Origin of the sequence: Vibrio neonatus (genome assembly GCF_024346975.1) — a bacterium.
Taxonomy (GTDB): Bacteria; Pseudomonadota; Gammaproteobacteria; order Enterobacterales; family Vibrionaceae; genus Vibrio; species Vibrio neonatus.
Genome location: NZ_AP024885.1, coordinates 1,322,440 through 1,337,830, shown reverse-complemented (window position 1 = coordinate 1,337,830; position 15,391 = coordinate 1,322,440). Strand labels below are relative to the sequence as shown.

The following is a 15,391-nucleotide window of genomic DNA, read 5'->3' as shown; positions in this document are numbered from 1 at the left end:
ACACATTTCAGGGTTAAAGTGCTAATATATTGACGTATATCAATTTTATGTATGTCTGAAAAGTATGATTATTAATACTGAAAAACAAGTAACAAAGCGCATACAGTCCGGCGGATGTGCGATCCACTGCCAAGACTGTAGCATTTCACAACTGTGCATACCGTTTACACTTAATGATACCGAGCTAGACCAGCTTGATCAGATCATTGAGCGTAAAAAGCCGATTCAAAAAAGCCAAGAGCTATTTAAAGCCGGCGATGAATTGAAATCCCTATACGCTATTCGCTCTGGTACGATTAAGAGTTATACGATTACGGAGCAAGGTGATGAACAGATAACAGCCTTCCATTTGGCAGGTGATTTGGTGGGTTTTGATGCCATCAATACACAGTCTCACCCAAGTTTTGCTCAGGCATTAGAAACGTCTATGGTATGTGAAATCCCATACGAAATCTTAGACGACTTATCCGGAAAAATGCCTAAGCTTCGTCAACAAATCATGCGTCTAATGAGCAGCGAGATCAAAGGCGATCAAGACATGATTTTGTTACTTTCAAAGAAAAACGCAGAAGAACGCCTCGCCGCTTTTCTTTATAACTTATCTGAGCGTTTTTCAAAACGAGGCTTTAGCCCACGCGAATTCCGTCTTACTATGACTCGCGGTGATATTGGTAACTACTTAGGACTGACAGTTGAAACCATCAGTCGTTTATTAGGTCGCTTCCAAAAAGCTGATATTTTGGCCGTTAAAGGTAAATACATCACCATTAACGATCATGACGCATTAGCTAAACTTGCAGGTGCTTGCCGTAACTAGCACCCTATCCAATAAGTGACTCAAACTTGAGTCACTTCAAATTCCGCAACTATTTGTCCTAAATCACTAATAATTATCCCCTTTTTCAGCTAATCTTAGATTGCAAACTAACACGTATTTTCATCGGCGAGATATAAGATATAGTGTATTCAATCGCTAACAAAATAAAGTGGGTGGTCTATGAGTATTTACAACAACATCTTGGTTGTTGCCAATATCGACAAAGAACAACAGCCAGCCTTGGCGAGAGCCATGCAGATTGGAAAAAAAAGTAAATCGCCAAGTAAGATTACTTTTTTCCTCGTTATCTATGATTTTTCTTATGAAATGACATCTATGCTCTCCCCCGACGAGCGCAATGCAATGCGAGCGGGAGTGATTCACCAACGTGAACAATGGATGAAAGAAGTGGCAAAACCCTACCGAGATGACGAGCATATTCAGCTCGACATTAAAGTGGTTTGGCATAATAGACCTTACGAAGCCATTATCAGCGAAGTCTTTGCCAATGACTATGAACTGGTCATCAAAACTACGCGTCAACATGATCTTATTGAATCAGTTTTGTTTACTCCTACCGATTGGCATCTTCTCAGAAAATGTCCTTGCCCTGTATTATTGGTTAAAAATCAATACTGGCCAGAAAACGGACACGTGGTCGTTTCTGTTCACGTAGGTTCAGAAATTGAAGCGCACCTTGAGCTTAACCATAGAATGGTTGAACAAGGAATGGATATTGCGAATCGCTTAGGCGCGCAGCTGCATTTAGCCAACTCTTATCCAATGACGCCACCGAATATCACGGTTGAATTGCCAGAATTTGATCCGACCATTTATACCGATTCTGTTCGTGGTCACCATTTAACCAGCATGAAAGCACTGCGACAAGAATACGGCATTCCTGAAGAGCAAACCGTTGTTGAACAAGGTTTACCTCAAGATGTTATTCCTAAAGTGGTCAAAGATCTTGGCGCTGGCCTTGTGGTGGTGGGTACATCAGGAAGAACTGGCCTGTCTGCTGTTTTCCTTGGTAACACTGCAGAAAACATTATTGATCAAATCAATTGTGATGTTTTGGCGCTCAAACCTTCAGGCTATATCAGCCCATTGGATCCAAACCAAAGCTAACAGCTTAGCTACGATTGCTAAAACACGATAAACAACTAAAAAGCGGTGCAAACACCGCTTTTTCTCGTCATCTACCTATAAAGACTATCAATTTTCACTGGAATCTACTCCAGATATCCGTATCATACGTTCTCTATTTTTAAGTAAGAATTCGGATAGTCAAATGAGCGAACAAGTTCAAGAACGTACCAAAGCACAACAGTACAACTTCAACAAGTTGCAAAAACGCCTCCGTCGCGATACAGGCAATGCCATTAGAGATTTCAACATGATTGAAGAAGGCGACCGTATTATGGTTTGTCTCTCTGGCGGTAAAGACAGTTTTACTATGCTTGAAATTCTTATGAGCTTGAAAAAAAGCGCACCTATCGATTTTTCTCTCATTGCCGTCAACCTAGATCAGAAGCAACCGGGTTTCCCTGATCATATTCTGCCTGAATACCTAGAGAAGCTAGGTATTGAATATAAAATCGTAGAAGAAGACACCTACTCTATTGTTCAAGATAAAATCCCTGAAGGCAAAACCACTTGTTCTTTGTGTTCTAGACTGCGTCGCGGAATTTTATACCGCACAGCAAACGAACTGGGCGCGACAAAAATTGCATTAGGACATCATAGAGACGACATCCTAGAAACTTTGTTCTTAAACATGTTCCATGGCGGAAAAATGAAAGCCATGCCACCAAAATTAGTCTCTGACAATGGTGAGCACGTTGTGATTCGTCCGTTGGCTTACTGCCGTGAAAAAGACATCATCAAATTTGCTGACATGCGTGATTACCCTATCATTCCATGTAACTTATGTGGTTCACAGCCGAACATGCAGCGTCAAAACGTTAAGCAAATGCTTAATGCATGGGACAAACAATTCCCAGGTCGTATCGAAACTATGTTCCGCGCTGTACAAAACGTAGTGCCAAGCCACCTTGCTGATTTTAACTTGTTTGACTTTAAATCTATCGACAAAGATTCAGGCGTGATCAATGGCGGTGACATCGGTTTTGATAAAGAAGAGTTACCCGTAGTTTCTAGTGAAATTGAACCGGTTGAGTTTGATCCTAGCCTGCAATTAGATGTGACTAACGTTTAATTGCAAATGAGACAATCACATAAAAAAGGTGCGAAGCAACTAAGTTTGCTTCGCACCTTTTTTTAGATTCACATTTAATAGTAAGTAATGAAATTCATATTATTATTTTTTGATAAACGGCATAACCCTTTGAGTTTCAACAGGAATAGTAACCGTTACACCGTCACTCAAATCAGTCAATTTAAGTACCGCTTTACCCTGCTCTGATACCGGAATCACTTTACCGTTAGATAACATAATCTGATTGAGTGCATCAGGTTTAAACTCTAAAGTAACCCCTTCAATATCAGGGGCAAACCAACTAGAGAACATCCCACCCAACTCGCCAAGCACTTCTTGCATCTGCAAGGTCAAACTGTCCAATTTTGCATAATCCACTTGCCCATAGAACGGCTGTTTACTTAATACCACCAAAGAGTAATCGCATCGAGCCTCTGTTTGGGTATGGATATAAACTAATGGATTAGCACTTTTTAAATTATCATCAACAGGAACATTCACCTCACCATTTTTACTGATCACCAATTCTTCATGGTGCTGCTCTTTTTCCATCCATGCTTTCTCAATACTGCATGGCTGTTTAGTGGCAAAGTTAGTAAAAAATAGCCCCACTTTTGCTTCGCTATTTGGGTTCTTAAGGTTATGTTTTAATGGAGAATATAATTTACTGTAGGTAAACATGTACTCTTGGGCAAAAGCTGAAGAGCTTAAACCCGCCATCAATAAAGCGGCCGTTAAAAAACGAGTTTTCATTTAGTCGCAATCCCTATGCGTCAAAAGTGTTTGAACCACCAGATGTGCCAGAACTTGGCGGAGTAGTATCGTCGTCTGATGCACTATTGTCTTGTTCGTTAGTCTCTGGAGATGGATTACCACTGGCAACAACTTGCAAACGAATGCCGAACATATTGCGATAGATAATGCCTTTCGCGTGAAAGAAAAATGGCACTGCCACAACAAGGCCCAAACCGTACATCATCATACCCGCCACAAATGCCAACATAGTGACAAGATAAATCACCGCAATCGAGAAGATGCGTTTGTTCACGCCACGCAGTGAAGTCCACATGGCTTGAATTGGGCTCAAACGTTTTTCGCAAACCAGTAAAATGGCGTTACTAAACGCAAGCGAAAGATAGATAGAGATAAACGGTACTATTGCCCCGGCAACGGCTTGCAAAAGTAAATTAATCATAGTGACCAGAATCACCGGCATCATAAAGGACAAGCCTTTGGTGATGTGCCCTGTACGAGTCGCTAAACCCGCGGCATGGCTCATTGCCATCAGCGCAACACCGGCATAAATCGGCGCAGCCACCACTTCAAAGCTAAAGTTAGCTACAAAAATAGACTGAAAAATCGAAGGATCTAATGATTCAGGGCTTTGGAACATACTCAAGACAACTGACACATCTCCAAGCTGCAGCTTAAGCGCAATAATAAATACAATAGCTTGGATCGCAATCAAGAGAATTACGGCTGGAGAAAATGACAAAAAATTGCGCATGGTTAATTGCCATGCTTCCGTAATGACACTTACAGGCTTTAGCTCAAAATCTCCGGCTAATGCCTTTTCAATGCTTCCACCAAGGTTAAAGCTCTTCTCTATCGGATTGCTCATTTGCTCTTTAGGTCCTTGCCTTTAAAAGAAATTATTCTGGCGCAAGTATACCTGCAAACCGTTGTTAGAGCATAGCCCTAAGGGGATGGTCATATCACTTATCCGAGGATATTAAAAAAATAGTGAGTGAAAACTCTCCACTTTTGGTTTTCTTTCAATACTTTAAGCATTCATAACGCTACACGATAAATCACTGGGATAATTTTAGCCAAAACTCAGCCTTAGCTTATTATTTTTTACATCATTGCTGCCCGAGCAACTCACCCACTAATTTAGGTACTTCAACACTGGCCAGTCCGTAGCGCTTCTCATCAAACTCGCTTTGAACCGCGCTGGGTTCAAGATTAATCTCAATAGTATGCGCACCATGCAGTTTTGCATCATGCACAAAACCTGCCGCTGGATACACAACGCCCGATGTGCCAATAGAAATAAACAAGTCAGCTTGTTCAATCGCAGAATAAATTTTATCCATTTGCAGTGGCATTTCGCCAAACCAAACAATGTGTGGGCGCATTTGCTGTGGGATCTGACAGCAGTGACAAAGATCGCCATCATTTAAATCAGAATCCTGCTCGATCACCTGTCCAGAACCACTGCAACGGACTTTCAGTAACTCGCCGTGCATGTGAATAATGTTCTTTGATCCACCACGTTCATGCAGGTTATCGATATTTTGCGTTACTAACGTCACCGAACCTTGAATGGCGCTTTCTAGATGGCCTAAAGCTATATGAGCAGTGTTAGGTTTAATCGTGGCTGATAAGAGCTTTTGGCGGCGCATATTATAGAAAGAGTGCACCAATATCGGATCTCTATCGAACCCCTCAGGCGTTGCAACGTCTTCAATACGATGATTCTCCCAAAGCCCGTCTTGCGCTCTAAAAGTTTGAATTCCAGACTCAGCTGAAATTCCCGCACCCGTTAATATCACTATATTCTTATATGGAAATACCATCATGAAGCCTTATCGCAGTGCTAATGAAATGTTAATAAAGATTAACATTCATACATGGAATTAATAAAGAGACACAGTTCTCAACTTTTACCGAAATAGATTGCGTCTAATTTTATGTTTTCTTTAAAAAAGTTTCGTGAATGTCTATCTCTGCACTAAACTTTGCTTGGAATTAAACGAACAAGTGAGAATCATGCGAGCAAAACTCTTCTTTCTTCCTATGTTATTGATGCTACTTTCTTTTAGTGCTCAAGCAAACTGGGAATACAAACTTGCTGATGAGCCTCAAATTGATGAGGTTGCCGTCAAAATATCCGCCGAAGTGAATAAACTTCCAGACCCCTTATTCATGGGCCGTAAGGACAGAGAAAAAGTCAATCAATTGATGGAGGCCGTGATTAATGAACAGCGTGCTCACGCCGATCAATTTGCTTCTCAAATTAAAGCCTATCGAAATGACGACAGCGATAAGCACTGGAACGAAGCTGAACGTACTTGGTTAACGCTACGTAGCCTTGGCAAAAGCAAACAAGATCTCATCAAACTCTCCAGTCATGCGACTCAAGAGCTAGTCACAGGCTTTGGTCCATCTGGCGTCATTCAGTTTAAACAAGAGTGGTATATTACTCGCTTAAACGGCGAGTTTCTTGTTCATTTGCAAATTCGCAGCTTTAAATCACTGATAAAAGACATATTTATTTCTCCAGTGCCGCTGGTATGGGCAATTATCAAGGTGCTGTTTATCTACTTCGCCTTAATGTGGTGGCTTGCCAATAGCAAACGCTTTATCGAAGGCTTTAAGAAAGTACAATTAGAAAGCAGTACACGCCCGCCACTATGGATACGCCTCATTTGGTATATCAGTCGCGCGCACCGAGCCATTGCAGTCTTAATCGCAATCACCCTTTCGCTGCGGGTTTTGTCTACCATTCCGAGCCTAAGTCAGCTGATTGTATTAGAGATTTTCACTTGGTGGATTCTAGGCGGCTCCATTGCCATCAGTTTCATCTTAGAATTTGCCTACCGCAACAGTCGCGCGTCCAGTAAAGAGATCACCCGACTTCGATTATCGACCATACGTTGGTATGTATGGAGCTTCATTTTTGTCGGGGTTATTCTACAGATTTCCTCGCGCATGGTCGGTAAAGGTACCATCTATTACTGGATATCGAGCCTAGTGTTCTTCTGGTTTGTCCTAATTACCTTAAAAATACTGCGCAAGTGGCGTCCTATCGTATTTCGTCGCATAGCTAAAGTCTCTGACAAGCCGCTGTGGGTCGTTTGGGCAGAAAAAAACGAAAGTACATTTTTACTTAATATTCTTGCTACTGCGATTGGGATTGTGTGGATCATTACCACAACCTGCCAATCAATCTTTGTCACCAAACTGTCTAGTTACACCTTCTTTAGTCAAGGGCTTGCCTACTTATTTAAAATTGAAGTGGCTAAGCAAAATGAAAATGAGCTTCAATCGCACAACTTTGTGCGCATTAAAGGCGACGAAACCTTTAAATACATAACGCCAGGACACGAAGACAGCACCTTAATTAACTATGCATCCGATGAATTTAAAGAAGTTTCACGCTATGTATTATCCAATAACCCCGCGGTGTGCGTTATTTCTGGCGAGCGTGGTGTAGGTACTACAACCTTCTTAAAGCAATTGCTGTTTAAGGTTAAAAATGCCACACCCATTTACCTAAACTGCCCTTATGCCGGTTACCCAGAGCTTATTCAAGAGTTTGCCGAGCAGCTTGGCTTAAACCGTGATGCAGGTGAAATTCAAATCTTGAATCATCTACGCAAGAGCAATGAAAGCTATCTCATTGCACTGGATAACGGTCAACGCTTGGTGAAACCTATGGTGGGCGGACTCAGTGGCTTACTCAAGTTTACTAACCTACTGCGCCGCTCTAAGAAAAACCACCGCGCCATCTTAGCCATCGAAAAAGCCAGTTGGCGTTTTGTTGACCGCGCGCGTGGTGAACGTTTGCTGTTTGATTGGGTGACATTTTTGCCTAAATGGAGCGAAGCTCAAGTGGCCGACCTACTCGCTTCACGCATCAATCAGTCCGATGACGCGCAATACAAAGTCTCTTTTGAAGGATTAGTGGTGCCAAAACAGTGGGATCATGAAAACATCAGTGAAGAAGACCGTGCACGTAACGGCTTTTATCGAATCCTTTGGCATTACGCCGACGGTAACCCTACCGTGGCGCTAAGATTCTTTAGGCTTTCACTGCGTCGCAACAAAGCCAACGACAACGTTGTGGTGCGTTTATTTAGAGCGCCCGAGTCCGAAGAGCTAGAGAAAATGCCTAAGCCGATGCTGGCTGTATTGCGCTCTATCGTGCAATTAGAAGTCGCAAGCCAAGAAGCCCTATCTGAGTGTACTCAGCTTAGTCATGCCGAAGTGCTTGGTACGCTACGTTACTTCCAGAGCCGTGGTTATATCGATTGGAGCGATGATAAAGCTAAAGTTTCTGATCACTGGTATCGCCACATTACCAATGTCCTTCACCGTCAACATCTTTTGGTAAAATAACATGCTAAGACTACTCTTTATTCTTATCAGCCTTTCATTCAGTAGCCACTGTTTTGCTATAGAAGAAGTGCCTGATGTTGCCGCCATTCAAGACTTTGCCAGCTTAGTACGTTGGGGCGGCGTACTATTTTCAGTGCTGATTATCGCCTGTACTTGGTTACTGCTCAGGTTCATCGACTCTATTGTTGCCAGTGTCAGTAGCCAATTTGTGCAATACCGCATGATTTTGCAAAAAGCCCAATCCTTCTTGCAGTTCTTTATCTATATTACTGCCGGTATTGTGGTGTTTATGATCAGCTTTAGAATCAACGATCATATTCTGGCGCTCATCGGTGGTACTCTTGCGGTATCGGTTGGTTTCGCCTTAAAAGATCTGGCGGCCTCCTTCATCGCTGGTTTAACCGTAATGATTGACCGCCCGTTCCAGGTTGGTGACCGCGTCACGTTTGAAGGGAATTATGGTGATATTATTACCATTGGTTTACGCTCAGTACGTATGCGCACCTTAAACGATGACATCATCACGATACCAAACAATAAATTTCTTAATGAAGTTACAGTGAGCGGCAACTACGGCGCACTGGATATGCAGGTGGTGATCCCTTTCTATGTGGGAATGGACCAAGATATCGATTTGGCACGTAACTTAATTCAAGAAGCTGCCTCCTCTAGCCGATACATCCATCTACCAAAGCCTGTAGTCGTTTTAGTTAAGCAAACCATCACTGATAACTATTTGGCGATACAATTAACCTGTAAAGCCTATGTTGTTGATACAGGATATGAGAAACTGTTTGAAACCGATATCACCTTACGAGTGATGAAAGAATTTAAGAAAAACGGCATCACTCCACCAAGAATTGCCGTGAACACCCAAACTATTTAGCCCTTGTACACACAAGAGGCAGAAGAGAGAACAATGTCTAGAACCATCCAGTACGTATACAAAAAAGAGCACAAAGAGCTGCTATTCTCTTATCAGCAGTTTCGTAACATTCACGAAGCCGTAGCGGATGCAGAAGGCATCGATTTAACTGAGTTTCTAAAAATGGAACTGCAAGTTGAAGCCGTATCTGACACCAAAGCCGTTCGTGATTATCGTGACAACTACTTTAGAAAACTGGGCTTTGGCAAAATCACTTTGAAGCCTAAAGAAAATAGACCGATTGGTAAGAAATAGCAGCGCACTTATTATCTGAGATCGGGCCAAATATTGTATTAAAGAGCCGTAAGGCTCTTTTTTTTTAAGCCGACCACAATAGATAGGTACAAATGCGCGAATGTAGAGCGCAAATACAACAATGCCCCGACAAGTCGAGGCATTCTAGTTATAGCTAAACCGCTAAAAATTATGCAGGTTTATAAATAACTTTGTTTCCTGAAAGTTGTTCTTTTTGAACAAGGCTTTCGCTAATTAGTTTTTTCAGAGCACCGGTTGCCCATGCAGCCGCTTTTGCTTCTTCTTGACCTGCAGCTAGACCAATTCCTTTAGAATTGATGCCTTCAGCATTCGCAGCAACAATGTCTAAAACTTGTTGTTGCTTTGGTGTAAGTGCAATTACTGGCACTTCTACGTCAGCGGTTTTTTCTATCTTAGCTTCAACTTTAGGCTCAACTACTGGCGCGGTTGCAACACGCTGCTCAGTAGATTGAATTGAAGGCTTAGATGAAGTGTTACTAGCAGTAGCTTTAGTACGCTTTTGCAATTTCATCTGCACGTTACGTTTATGTGCAAGTCTCATTAAATGATTCCCCTATTCACGGCTTTCAGACGGTATGGAAATTTGAAACGTGGTTTATAGCAAAATCAGAAGACAATTTACAGACCTTTACTCTCACAACCGCCTAAATTTACATTCTTTATATGCGCAAAATCAATAAGTTAACAAAAAAACCTCATGCCGCCACATAAAATAACGATTGATTATGTATTTTATCGCTGCTGTTTTTTCAGAGAATATCGCATAGCAATTATGTACAAAAATAAAAAAACACCGCCATACTGTTTAAATATACAGTATAGCAGTGTTAGTCAAAGATTCGGCGAGTTTAAGCCACCAGCAGCTTACAAAAGTAACTCAATGTTAGTCATTTATTTTGCTGAACTAGCGAATATTTAAGAAAGCTGCGCCACGCACACCACCGGAGTCACCGTGTTTTGCTTTGATGATTTTCGGACAGCTGGCAACAGATAATAGATACTTAGGCACTCGTTTTGGCATTTCTTCATAAATCAGATCGAAATTAGATAGACCACCACCTAGCGTAACCACATGCGGATCGTAAGCGGTAAAGATGTTCGCAAAGCAAATAGCCAACAACTCCATAAAGCGCTCTACGTGTTCACACGCCTTTGGCTCGCCTTCATAAAAAGCATTAATGATATCGATGGCTTTTTTCTTTTCAGCAAAGTAATGAGCGTAAATCAATTCAAAACCACGCCCCGACAAATAGCTATCCAAACAGCCTTTTTTGCCGCAACCACAATCTAATAGTGGCGCGTTGTCCCCTAAATGGAACCATGCATCAATAGGTAAACGCGTATGCCCTACCTCGCCTGCAACGTGATTACAGCCAGAGAACACTTTGCCTTCGTGAATAATTCCGCCACCAAAGCCTGTGCCTAAGATAAGCCCCATCACTGATTTCTCATCTTTTAACTCATCATCCCACGCTTCAGACAAGGCAAAACAGTTGGCATCGTTTTCGATTTTAACGCTACGACCGATGCGCGCTTCAAGATCGGCACGCAATGGCTTACCTTTTGCCGCAGGTACATTTACCGTAAGAATGGTGTCATCTTTAGGATCTTCCATCCCCGGAAGACCAAAACCAATTAACCCCTCAACAGCAAATTGAGCATCGTATTTTTCAACCAGCGCGGCTAAGGTTTCAACAAGCTTTGGGTAGTCATCACCCGGCGTAGGCACACGTTCTGTGGCGACACGCTCTAGACTGTCGTTAAACGCACCAAACTCAATTTTGGTTCCGCCTACATCAAAGCCATAAAACATCATACTTCTCCTAACCTAAACACTTAAATTCATTAACAAATTAAGTTCATTATCGCGATCTTTAGCCGCACTTACCGTGATGACTGCCATAAAACAAGGTGTGCATAATAGATTGTGACTCACCGATTGATATCAACCTAATTTAAACGACTACTTTTCGAGGCTAGCGTTAGATAAATACTGGGTTAACACTGGACGACTAAAGTCTCGTTTCTCACGGGTTTTACTCAACATATAGCTCTCTTTAAACACTTCAAACCAGGCTTGCAATCCAAGGCTAACGTCATACATATCGAACTCTTGTAAAACCAAGGCCGCCACTTCACATGTTGCAAGATGTTGCTCTTGATCTGATTTTCTCATCACATATTCGGATATCTTCTCTGGTTGAATTGAGATCACGGGGAGATGATGTAGGTATTCTGATTTGCGATAAATACGACGCGCTTCTCGCCAACTGGCATCTAAAAACACAAACAGAGGGATTTTATCTTGCACAAAGGCCTGTTTATCATCAGGGACAAGAGCATTAGAATCAAACAGATAACTCTCAGGAAATACCAGAATTGGTTGATAGCTTGGGTTTTGTAACAAGGAAAGCATGTTAGAATCAGGTTCTGTCCTACTCCATTGATACGCATGAACTTCACTGCAAACGTCAGCAATTAGCCTTCCGGTATTGCTTGGTTTTAGTACTTCGTTATCTGAATACAGCAACAAGATCGCAAATCCAGCTGTCGGATCCGGCTGATGAGCACAGATACAATAGGTACGTGCAATACGGCAATATGGACAGCGTTCTACTTTTGAGCCCCTAGCACTAAAAGGTTTGGTTGCTTGGCTGAGTCTATATTCAACTAATTGATGAACAGCATGTACACGCATTATTTGCCCTGTCACGAAAAAGAAAGTAAGAGTAATCAAGCACACGATGCTTGTCACCATCTTGGAGAAAATAATTAATGGACGTTGCTTATATTAGGGTTAGTATTTTCACTGCAGTGCTCGTGAGTTGCGCTTTAGCTGAATACTGGAAACCTAAACGCCCACTTCGACAACCAAAACTGTATCGCTGGGCGAATAATTTAGGACTGACAGGCTTAAATTCAGTATTAATTTACATTACTATGCCTTTGCTCGCGGTTGAGGCAGCACTATGGGCGCAGAGTTTACAAATTGGTCTATTCAACGAATTGTCGATTAACTTTGCCGTTATTGTTGTAATTAGCGTGCTCATTTTGGACTTTGCGATTTATTGGCAGCACCGCCTGTTTCATAGTGCACCCATTTGTTGGAACTTACATAAGGTGCATCATGCTGATCAAGACATCGATGTCACCACCGGAGCACGTTTTCATCCTCTAGAAATTTGGATTTCTATGTGGATTAAGATCTGCATCGTCATCAGTTTTGGGATTCCGCCAATCGCGGTCATCGTATTCGAGATCTTATTGAATGGCAGTGCTATGTTTAATCATAGCAATATCAGTATCCCTAGAGTGTGGGATAAGCGGCTACGCAAATTGATTGTGACTCCTGATATGCATAGGGTGCATCATTCAACAATCCGCACCGAAGCTGACTCTAATTTCGGGTTTTTCTTATCCATATGGGATCATTTATTCGATACCCATACCGAAAGACCGAAACTGGGTCACTATAAAATGAATATTGGTATTTCCCAATTTCGCTCTCGTAAAGAACAGCGATTAGATAAAATGTTAACTCAGCCTTTTAGGAAGAAATAATGAAACACTCCGCCACACAGACACTGATAACGATAGTGGCCGTGTTTTTATTAACCGCTTGTGCGAGTGGCCCTGAAAATAACCCCACAGCGCGAGTCAACATTAAACAAATTGACACTCAACTTGAAAAAGACGTCCCTCAAAAAGAAAGCGACGCACTGTTTCACTTTTACAAAACTTGGCACAAAACGCCGTATCGCTACGGGGGTAACTCTCGCAAAGGTATCGATTGCTCAGGGTTTGTAAAAATCGCATTTGCGCAGTTGTTTCATCAATCCATCCCGCGCACTACCCATCTACAAAGCCATGTAGGTACACCCATAGACTATGAAGACCGACAATATGGTGACCTTGTGTTTTTTAAAACCGGTTTTAACACGCTACATGTCGGCTTTTACCTCGAAGACAACAGTTTTATGCACGCTTCCTCATCAAAGGGGGTGATTATTTCAAGGCTAGATTCCCCATATTGGGCTGATACCTTTTGGCAAATTCGGCGGGTAAATTGATTGGGTAAAACTGCCTTACAAACTGTGAAGAAAATCAAACAACCTTTGTATCTGAGCTCTAATATTTGATCCAAATTAGAGAATCACACTCTATTGCTATTCGCTGGCTAGATTTGACCTAAACTTACTCATATAGGCAAACCGTGAGGCATTGATTATGTGGCAAGCGATAACTCAGCAACTTTCCGATATCTTAATGTTTGAATTTAAGATCGAAGAGAAAAGCCGTATTACCTCTGGCAATATCAACGAAAGTTATATGATCAGCGATGGTGAGCAGCGCTACTTTATAAAGCTAAATAACAAAGCCTTTCTCAGTAAGTTTACCGCCGAAGTCGACAATCTCACCCAATTGCAACGCTCAAATACGGTGTATACCCCCGAAATCGTGCATCTTGGCTCTACCAAAGATTGTGCGTTTTTGATCTTAAACTATCTGCCTACACACCCCTTAACTCACCATGAAAGTAGCTATCAATTTGGGCAAGAGATTGCTCGCTTGCATTTATGGGGAGAGCAACAAGAGTATGGCTTTGATCATGACAATTATATCGGGGCCACTTTGCAACCTAACCGTTGGCAAAAGAAATGGTGCGCTTTCTTTGCCGAGCAACGCATTGGTTGGCAGTTGCAGTTATTAAAAGAAAAAGGCATTGAATTTGGCGATCAAGAACAGATCATCAACTGTGTAAGATTAGGCCTTGCTAACCACCAGCCAAAACCATCCTTATTACATGGCGACCTATGGCATGGAAACTGCGCCGAATCGCCGTTTGGGCCTATTTGTTATGATCCTGCCTGTTATTGGGGCGATCATGAATGTGATTTAGCCATGACCGAACTGTTTGGTGACTTCCCTGACTCATTTTACCAAGGCTATCAAACCATTAAGCCTTTTATAGATGGTTATGAAGAGCGGAAACACATCTATAATCTTTATCATATATTGAATCACTGCAACCTATTTGCTGGGCACTATTTAGGTGAGGCTCAACAACGAATTGACCATTTGTTAGAACGTTATTATTAAGTGGGAGTGTTATTATGAAAAAGTACGGCGAACAATTCATCTCTTGCCCTCACTGCGGCGGACACGTAGGTGTGACTTTAGATACCACACAGGGCAATCAAGACTTTTACGAAGATTGCCCTATATGTTGCCACCCTATTCATCTGCGTATGCAGCTTAATCAAGTGCGAGACAAGATTGATCTGGATATTGACTCTGATGATGAGCAAATTTTTTAGTCGATAGTCAGTTTATTAAGCTCTGCTATCTAGCCTGTATTGGCTAACCTCTGCTGGCTAACACGCGCTCGACGGTATCAACAATAGCTTGAGTTTGAGGGTCGACCTCTAAATTCACCTTGTCTCCAACACTACGTTGCCCAAACAAGGTGCGCGATAGGGTTTCTGGGATCAAATTTACGCTAAATCGATTCCCCTCAACTTCAGCAATGGTCAGTGAACAGCCGTCTAAGCCGATATAGCCTTTTTTCAGTATGTAGCCCATGTTTTGCGCGTTGCTCTCAAACCAAATCGTTTGGTTGTTCGGGCTACGTACAATATCTACTATCGTCACCGTATCCGAGATATGCCCCGACATATAATGACCACCGACTTCATCACCGAAACGAGCCGCACGCTCTACATTAACCCAATCACCTTGATTCAGAGCACCAAGGTTAGTGAGATCTAAGGTGGCCTTCATTAAATCAAAATGCACTTGTTGCCCTGACACTTTAGTCACGGTCAAACAACAACCATTGTGCGCGATCGACGCTCCAATATTGATGTTTTCACTGAGCTGAGCTGGAAGTTCCAGGACGTGAGTATGAAAATCTTGTTTTGCATCAATAGAGACAACCTTTGCCATCCCTTGCACGATCCCAGTAAACATATTAATTCCTCAAATAAAGGTTATATCCAAACAGTACGCTGTGCGCACATCACACACTTAG

The 15,391-nt window shown here is 42.1% G+C and carries 17 protein-coding genes; 10 read left to right on the top strand and 7 right to left on the bottom strand.

The window, feature by feature from the left end; translation table 11 throughout:
- Positions 1-64 precede the first annotated feature (64 nt).
- The 3 genes from OCU38_RS06240 (at position 65) to ttcA (ending at position 3,035) form a co-directional block, all read left to right on the top strand.
- Positions 65-817, top strand: coding sequence for an FNR family transcription factor (locus tag OCU38_RS06240; RefSeq protein WP_390625244.1), 753 nt, complete (start codon positions 65-67; stop codon positions 815-817).
- A gap of 180 nt (positions 818-997) precedes the next feature.
- Positions 998-1,945, top strand: a complete 948-nt coding sequence (gene uspE / locus OCU38_RS06235; protein ID WP_152820949.1) for a universal stress protein UspE — start codon at positions 998-1,000, stop codon at positions 1,943-1,945.
- A gap of 163 nt (positions 1,946-2,108) precedes the next feature.
- Complete coding sequence (gene ttcA / locus OCU38_RS06230; protein WP_261824191.1) at positions 2,109-3,035, top strand: tRNA 2-thiocytidine(32) synthetase TtcA; 927 nt, start codon at positions 2,109-2,111, stop codon at positions 3,033-3,035.
- A gap of 102 nt (positions 3,036-3,137) precedes the next feature.
- Here ttcA and OCU38_RS06225 read toward each other — a convergent pair whose 3' ends face one another.
- From OCU38_RS06225 to cobB, 3 genes are all read right to left on the bottom strand, one after another.
- Positions 3,138-3,788 carry a DUF2987 domain-containing protein gene (locus OCU38_RS06225; protein WP_261824190.1) on the bottom strand — a complete coding sequence of 217 codons (651 nt, stop codon included), beginning with the start codon at positions 3,786-3,788 and terminating at the stop codon, positions 3,138-3,140.
- 13 nt (positions 3,789-3,801) lie between these two features.
- Positions 3,802-4,656, bottom strand: a complete 855-nt coding sequence (locus OCU38_RS06220; protein WP_152820955.1) for a DUF2189 domain-containing protein — start codon at positions 4,654-4,656, stop codon at positions 3,802-3,804.
- A 241-nt stretch (positions 4,657-4,897) separates the two neighbouring features.
- Positions 4,898-5,614, bottom strand: coding sequence for a Sir2 family NAD+-dependent deacetylase (gene cobB / locus OCU38_RS06215; RefSeq protein WP_261824245.1), 717 nt, complete (start codon positions 5,612-5,614; stop codon positions 4,898-4,900).
- A gap of 193 nt (positions 5,615-5,807) precedes the next feature.
- Between cobB and OCU38_RS06210 the strand changes: the two genes are divergently transcribed.
- Genes OCU38_RS06210 through OCU38_RS06200 form a run of 3 tightly spaced genes read left to right on the top strand, consistent with a single transcriptional unit; the run spans position 5,808 to position 9,339 of the window.
- Positions 5,808-8,159 carry an ATP-binding protein gene (locus OCU38_RS06210; RefSeq protein ID WP_261824189.1) on the top strand — a complete coding sequence of 784 codons (2,352 nt, stop codon included), beginning with the start codon at positions 5,808-5,810 and terminating at the stop codon, positions 8,157-8,159.
- Between the two features lies 1 nt (position 8,160).
- Entirely contained in the window at positions 8,161-9,045 is an 885-nt protein-coding gene (locus OCU38_RS06205; RefSeq protein WP_261824188.1) for a mechanosensitive ion channel family protein, read from the top strand.
- A 33-nt stretch (positions 9,046-9,078) separates the two neighbouring features.
- The gene (locus OCU38_RS06200) at positions 9,079-9,339 is read left to right on the top strand and encodes a DUF2960 family protein (RefSeq protein ID WP_021713261.1); all 261 of its coding nucleotides are present in this window, start codon (positions 9,079-9,081) and stop codon (positions 9,337-9,339) included.
- A 169-nt stretch (positions 9,340-9,508) separates the two neighbouring features.
- On the opposite strand, the gene OCU38_RS06195 is transcribed toward OCU38_RS06200, so the two are convergent.
- The 3 genes from OCU38_RS06195 to OCU38_RS06185 all read right to left on the bottom strand — a co-directional run bounded on the left by OCU38_RS06195 (position 9,509) and on the right by OCU38_RS06185 (position 12,058).
- Positions 9,509-9,901, bottom strand: a complete 393-nt coding sequence (locus OCU38_RS06195; protein ID WP_152820961.1) for a MarR family transcriptional regulator — start codon at positions 9,899-9,901, stop codon at positions 9,509-9,511.
- Positions 9,902-10,264: 363 nt separating this feature from the next.
- On the bottom strand, positions 10,265-11,173 hold the full coding sequence (gene nagK / locus OCU38_RS06190; protein WP_261824244.1) for an N-acetylglucosamine kinase: 909 nt from the start codon (positions 11,171-11,173) through the stop codon (positions 10,265-10,267).
- 150 nt (positions 11,174-11,323) lie between these two features.
- Complete coding sequence (locus tag OCU38_RS06185; RefSeq protein WP_261824187.1) at positions 11,324-12,058, bottom strand: tRNA-uridine aminocarboxypropyltransferase; 735 nt, start codon at positions 12,056-12,058, stop codon at positions 11,324-11,326.
- A gap of 77 nt (positions 12,059-12,135) precedes the next feature.
- Here OCU38_RS06185 and OCU38_RS06180 point away from each other — a divergent pair, with 77 nt between their 5' ends.
- From OCU38_RS06180 to OCU38_RS06165, 4 genes are all read left to right on the top strand, one after another.
- Positions 12,136-12,921, top strand: a complete 786-nt coding sequence (locus tag OCU38_RS06180) for a sterol desaturase family protein (RefSeq protein WP_261824186.1) — start codon at positions 12,136-12,138, stop codon at positions 12,919-12,921.
- Complete coding sequence (locus OCU38_RS06175) at positions 12,921-13,430, top strand: C40 family peptidase (protein WP_261824185.1); 510 nt, start codon at positions 12,921-12,923, stop codon at positions 13,428-13,430. The genes OCU38_RS06180 and OCU38_RS06175 overlap by 1 nt, the downstream gene beginning before the upstream one ends.
- A gap of 157 nt (positions 13,431-13,587) precedes the next feature.
- Positions 13,588-14,460 (top strand): fructosamine kinase family protein, encoded by an 873-nt coding sequence (locus OCU38_RS06170; RefSeq protein WP_261824184.1) that lies wholly within the window; start codon positions 13,588-13,590, stop codon positions 14,458-14,460.
- A 14-nt stretch (positions 14,461-14,474) separates the two neighbouring features.
- Entirely contained in the window at positions 14,475-14,678 is a 204-nt protein-coding gene (locus OCU38_RS06165) for a CPXCG motif-containing cysteine-rich protein (RefSeq protein WP_261824183.1), read from the top strand.
- Between the two features lie 43 nt (positions 14,679-14,721).
- On the opposite strand, the gene OCU38_RS06160 is transcribed toward OCU38_RS06165, so the two are convergent.
- On the bottom strand, positions 14,722-15,330 hold the full coding sequence (locus tag OCU38_RS06160) for a riboflavin synthase subunit alpha (RefSeq protein ID WP_261824182.1): 609 nt from the start codon (positions 15,328-15,330) through the stop codon (positions 14,722-14,724).
- Positions 15,331-15,391: the final 61 nt, after the last annotated feature.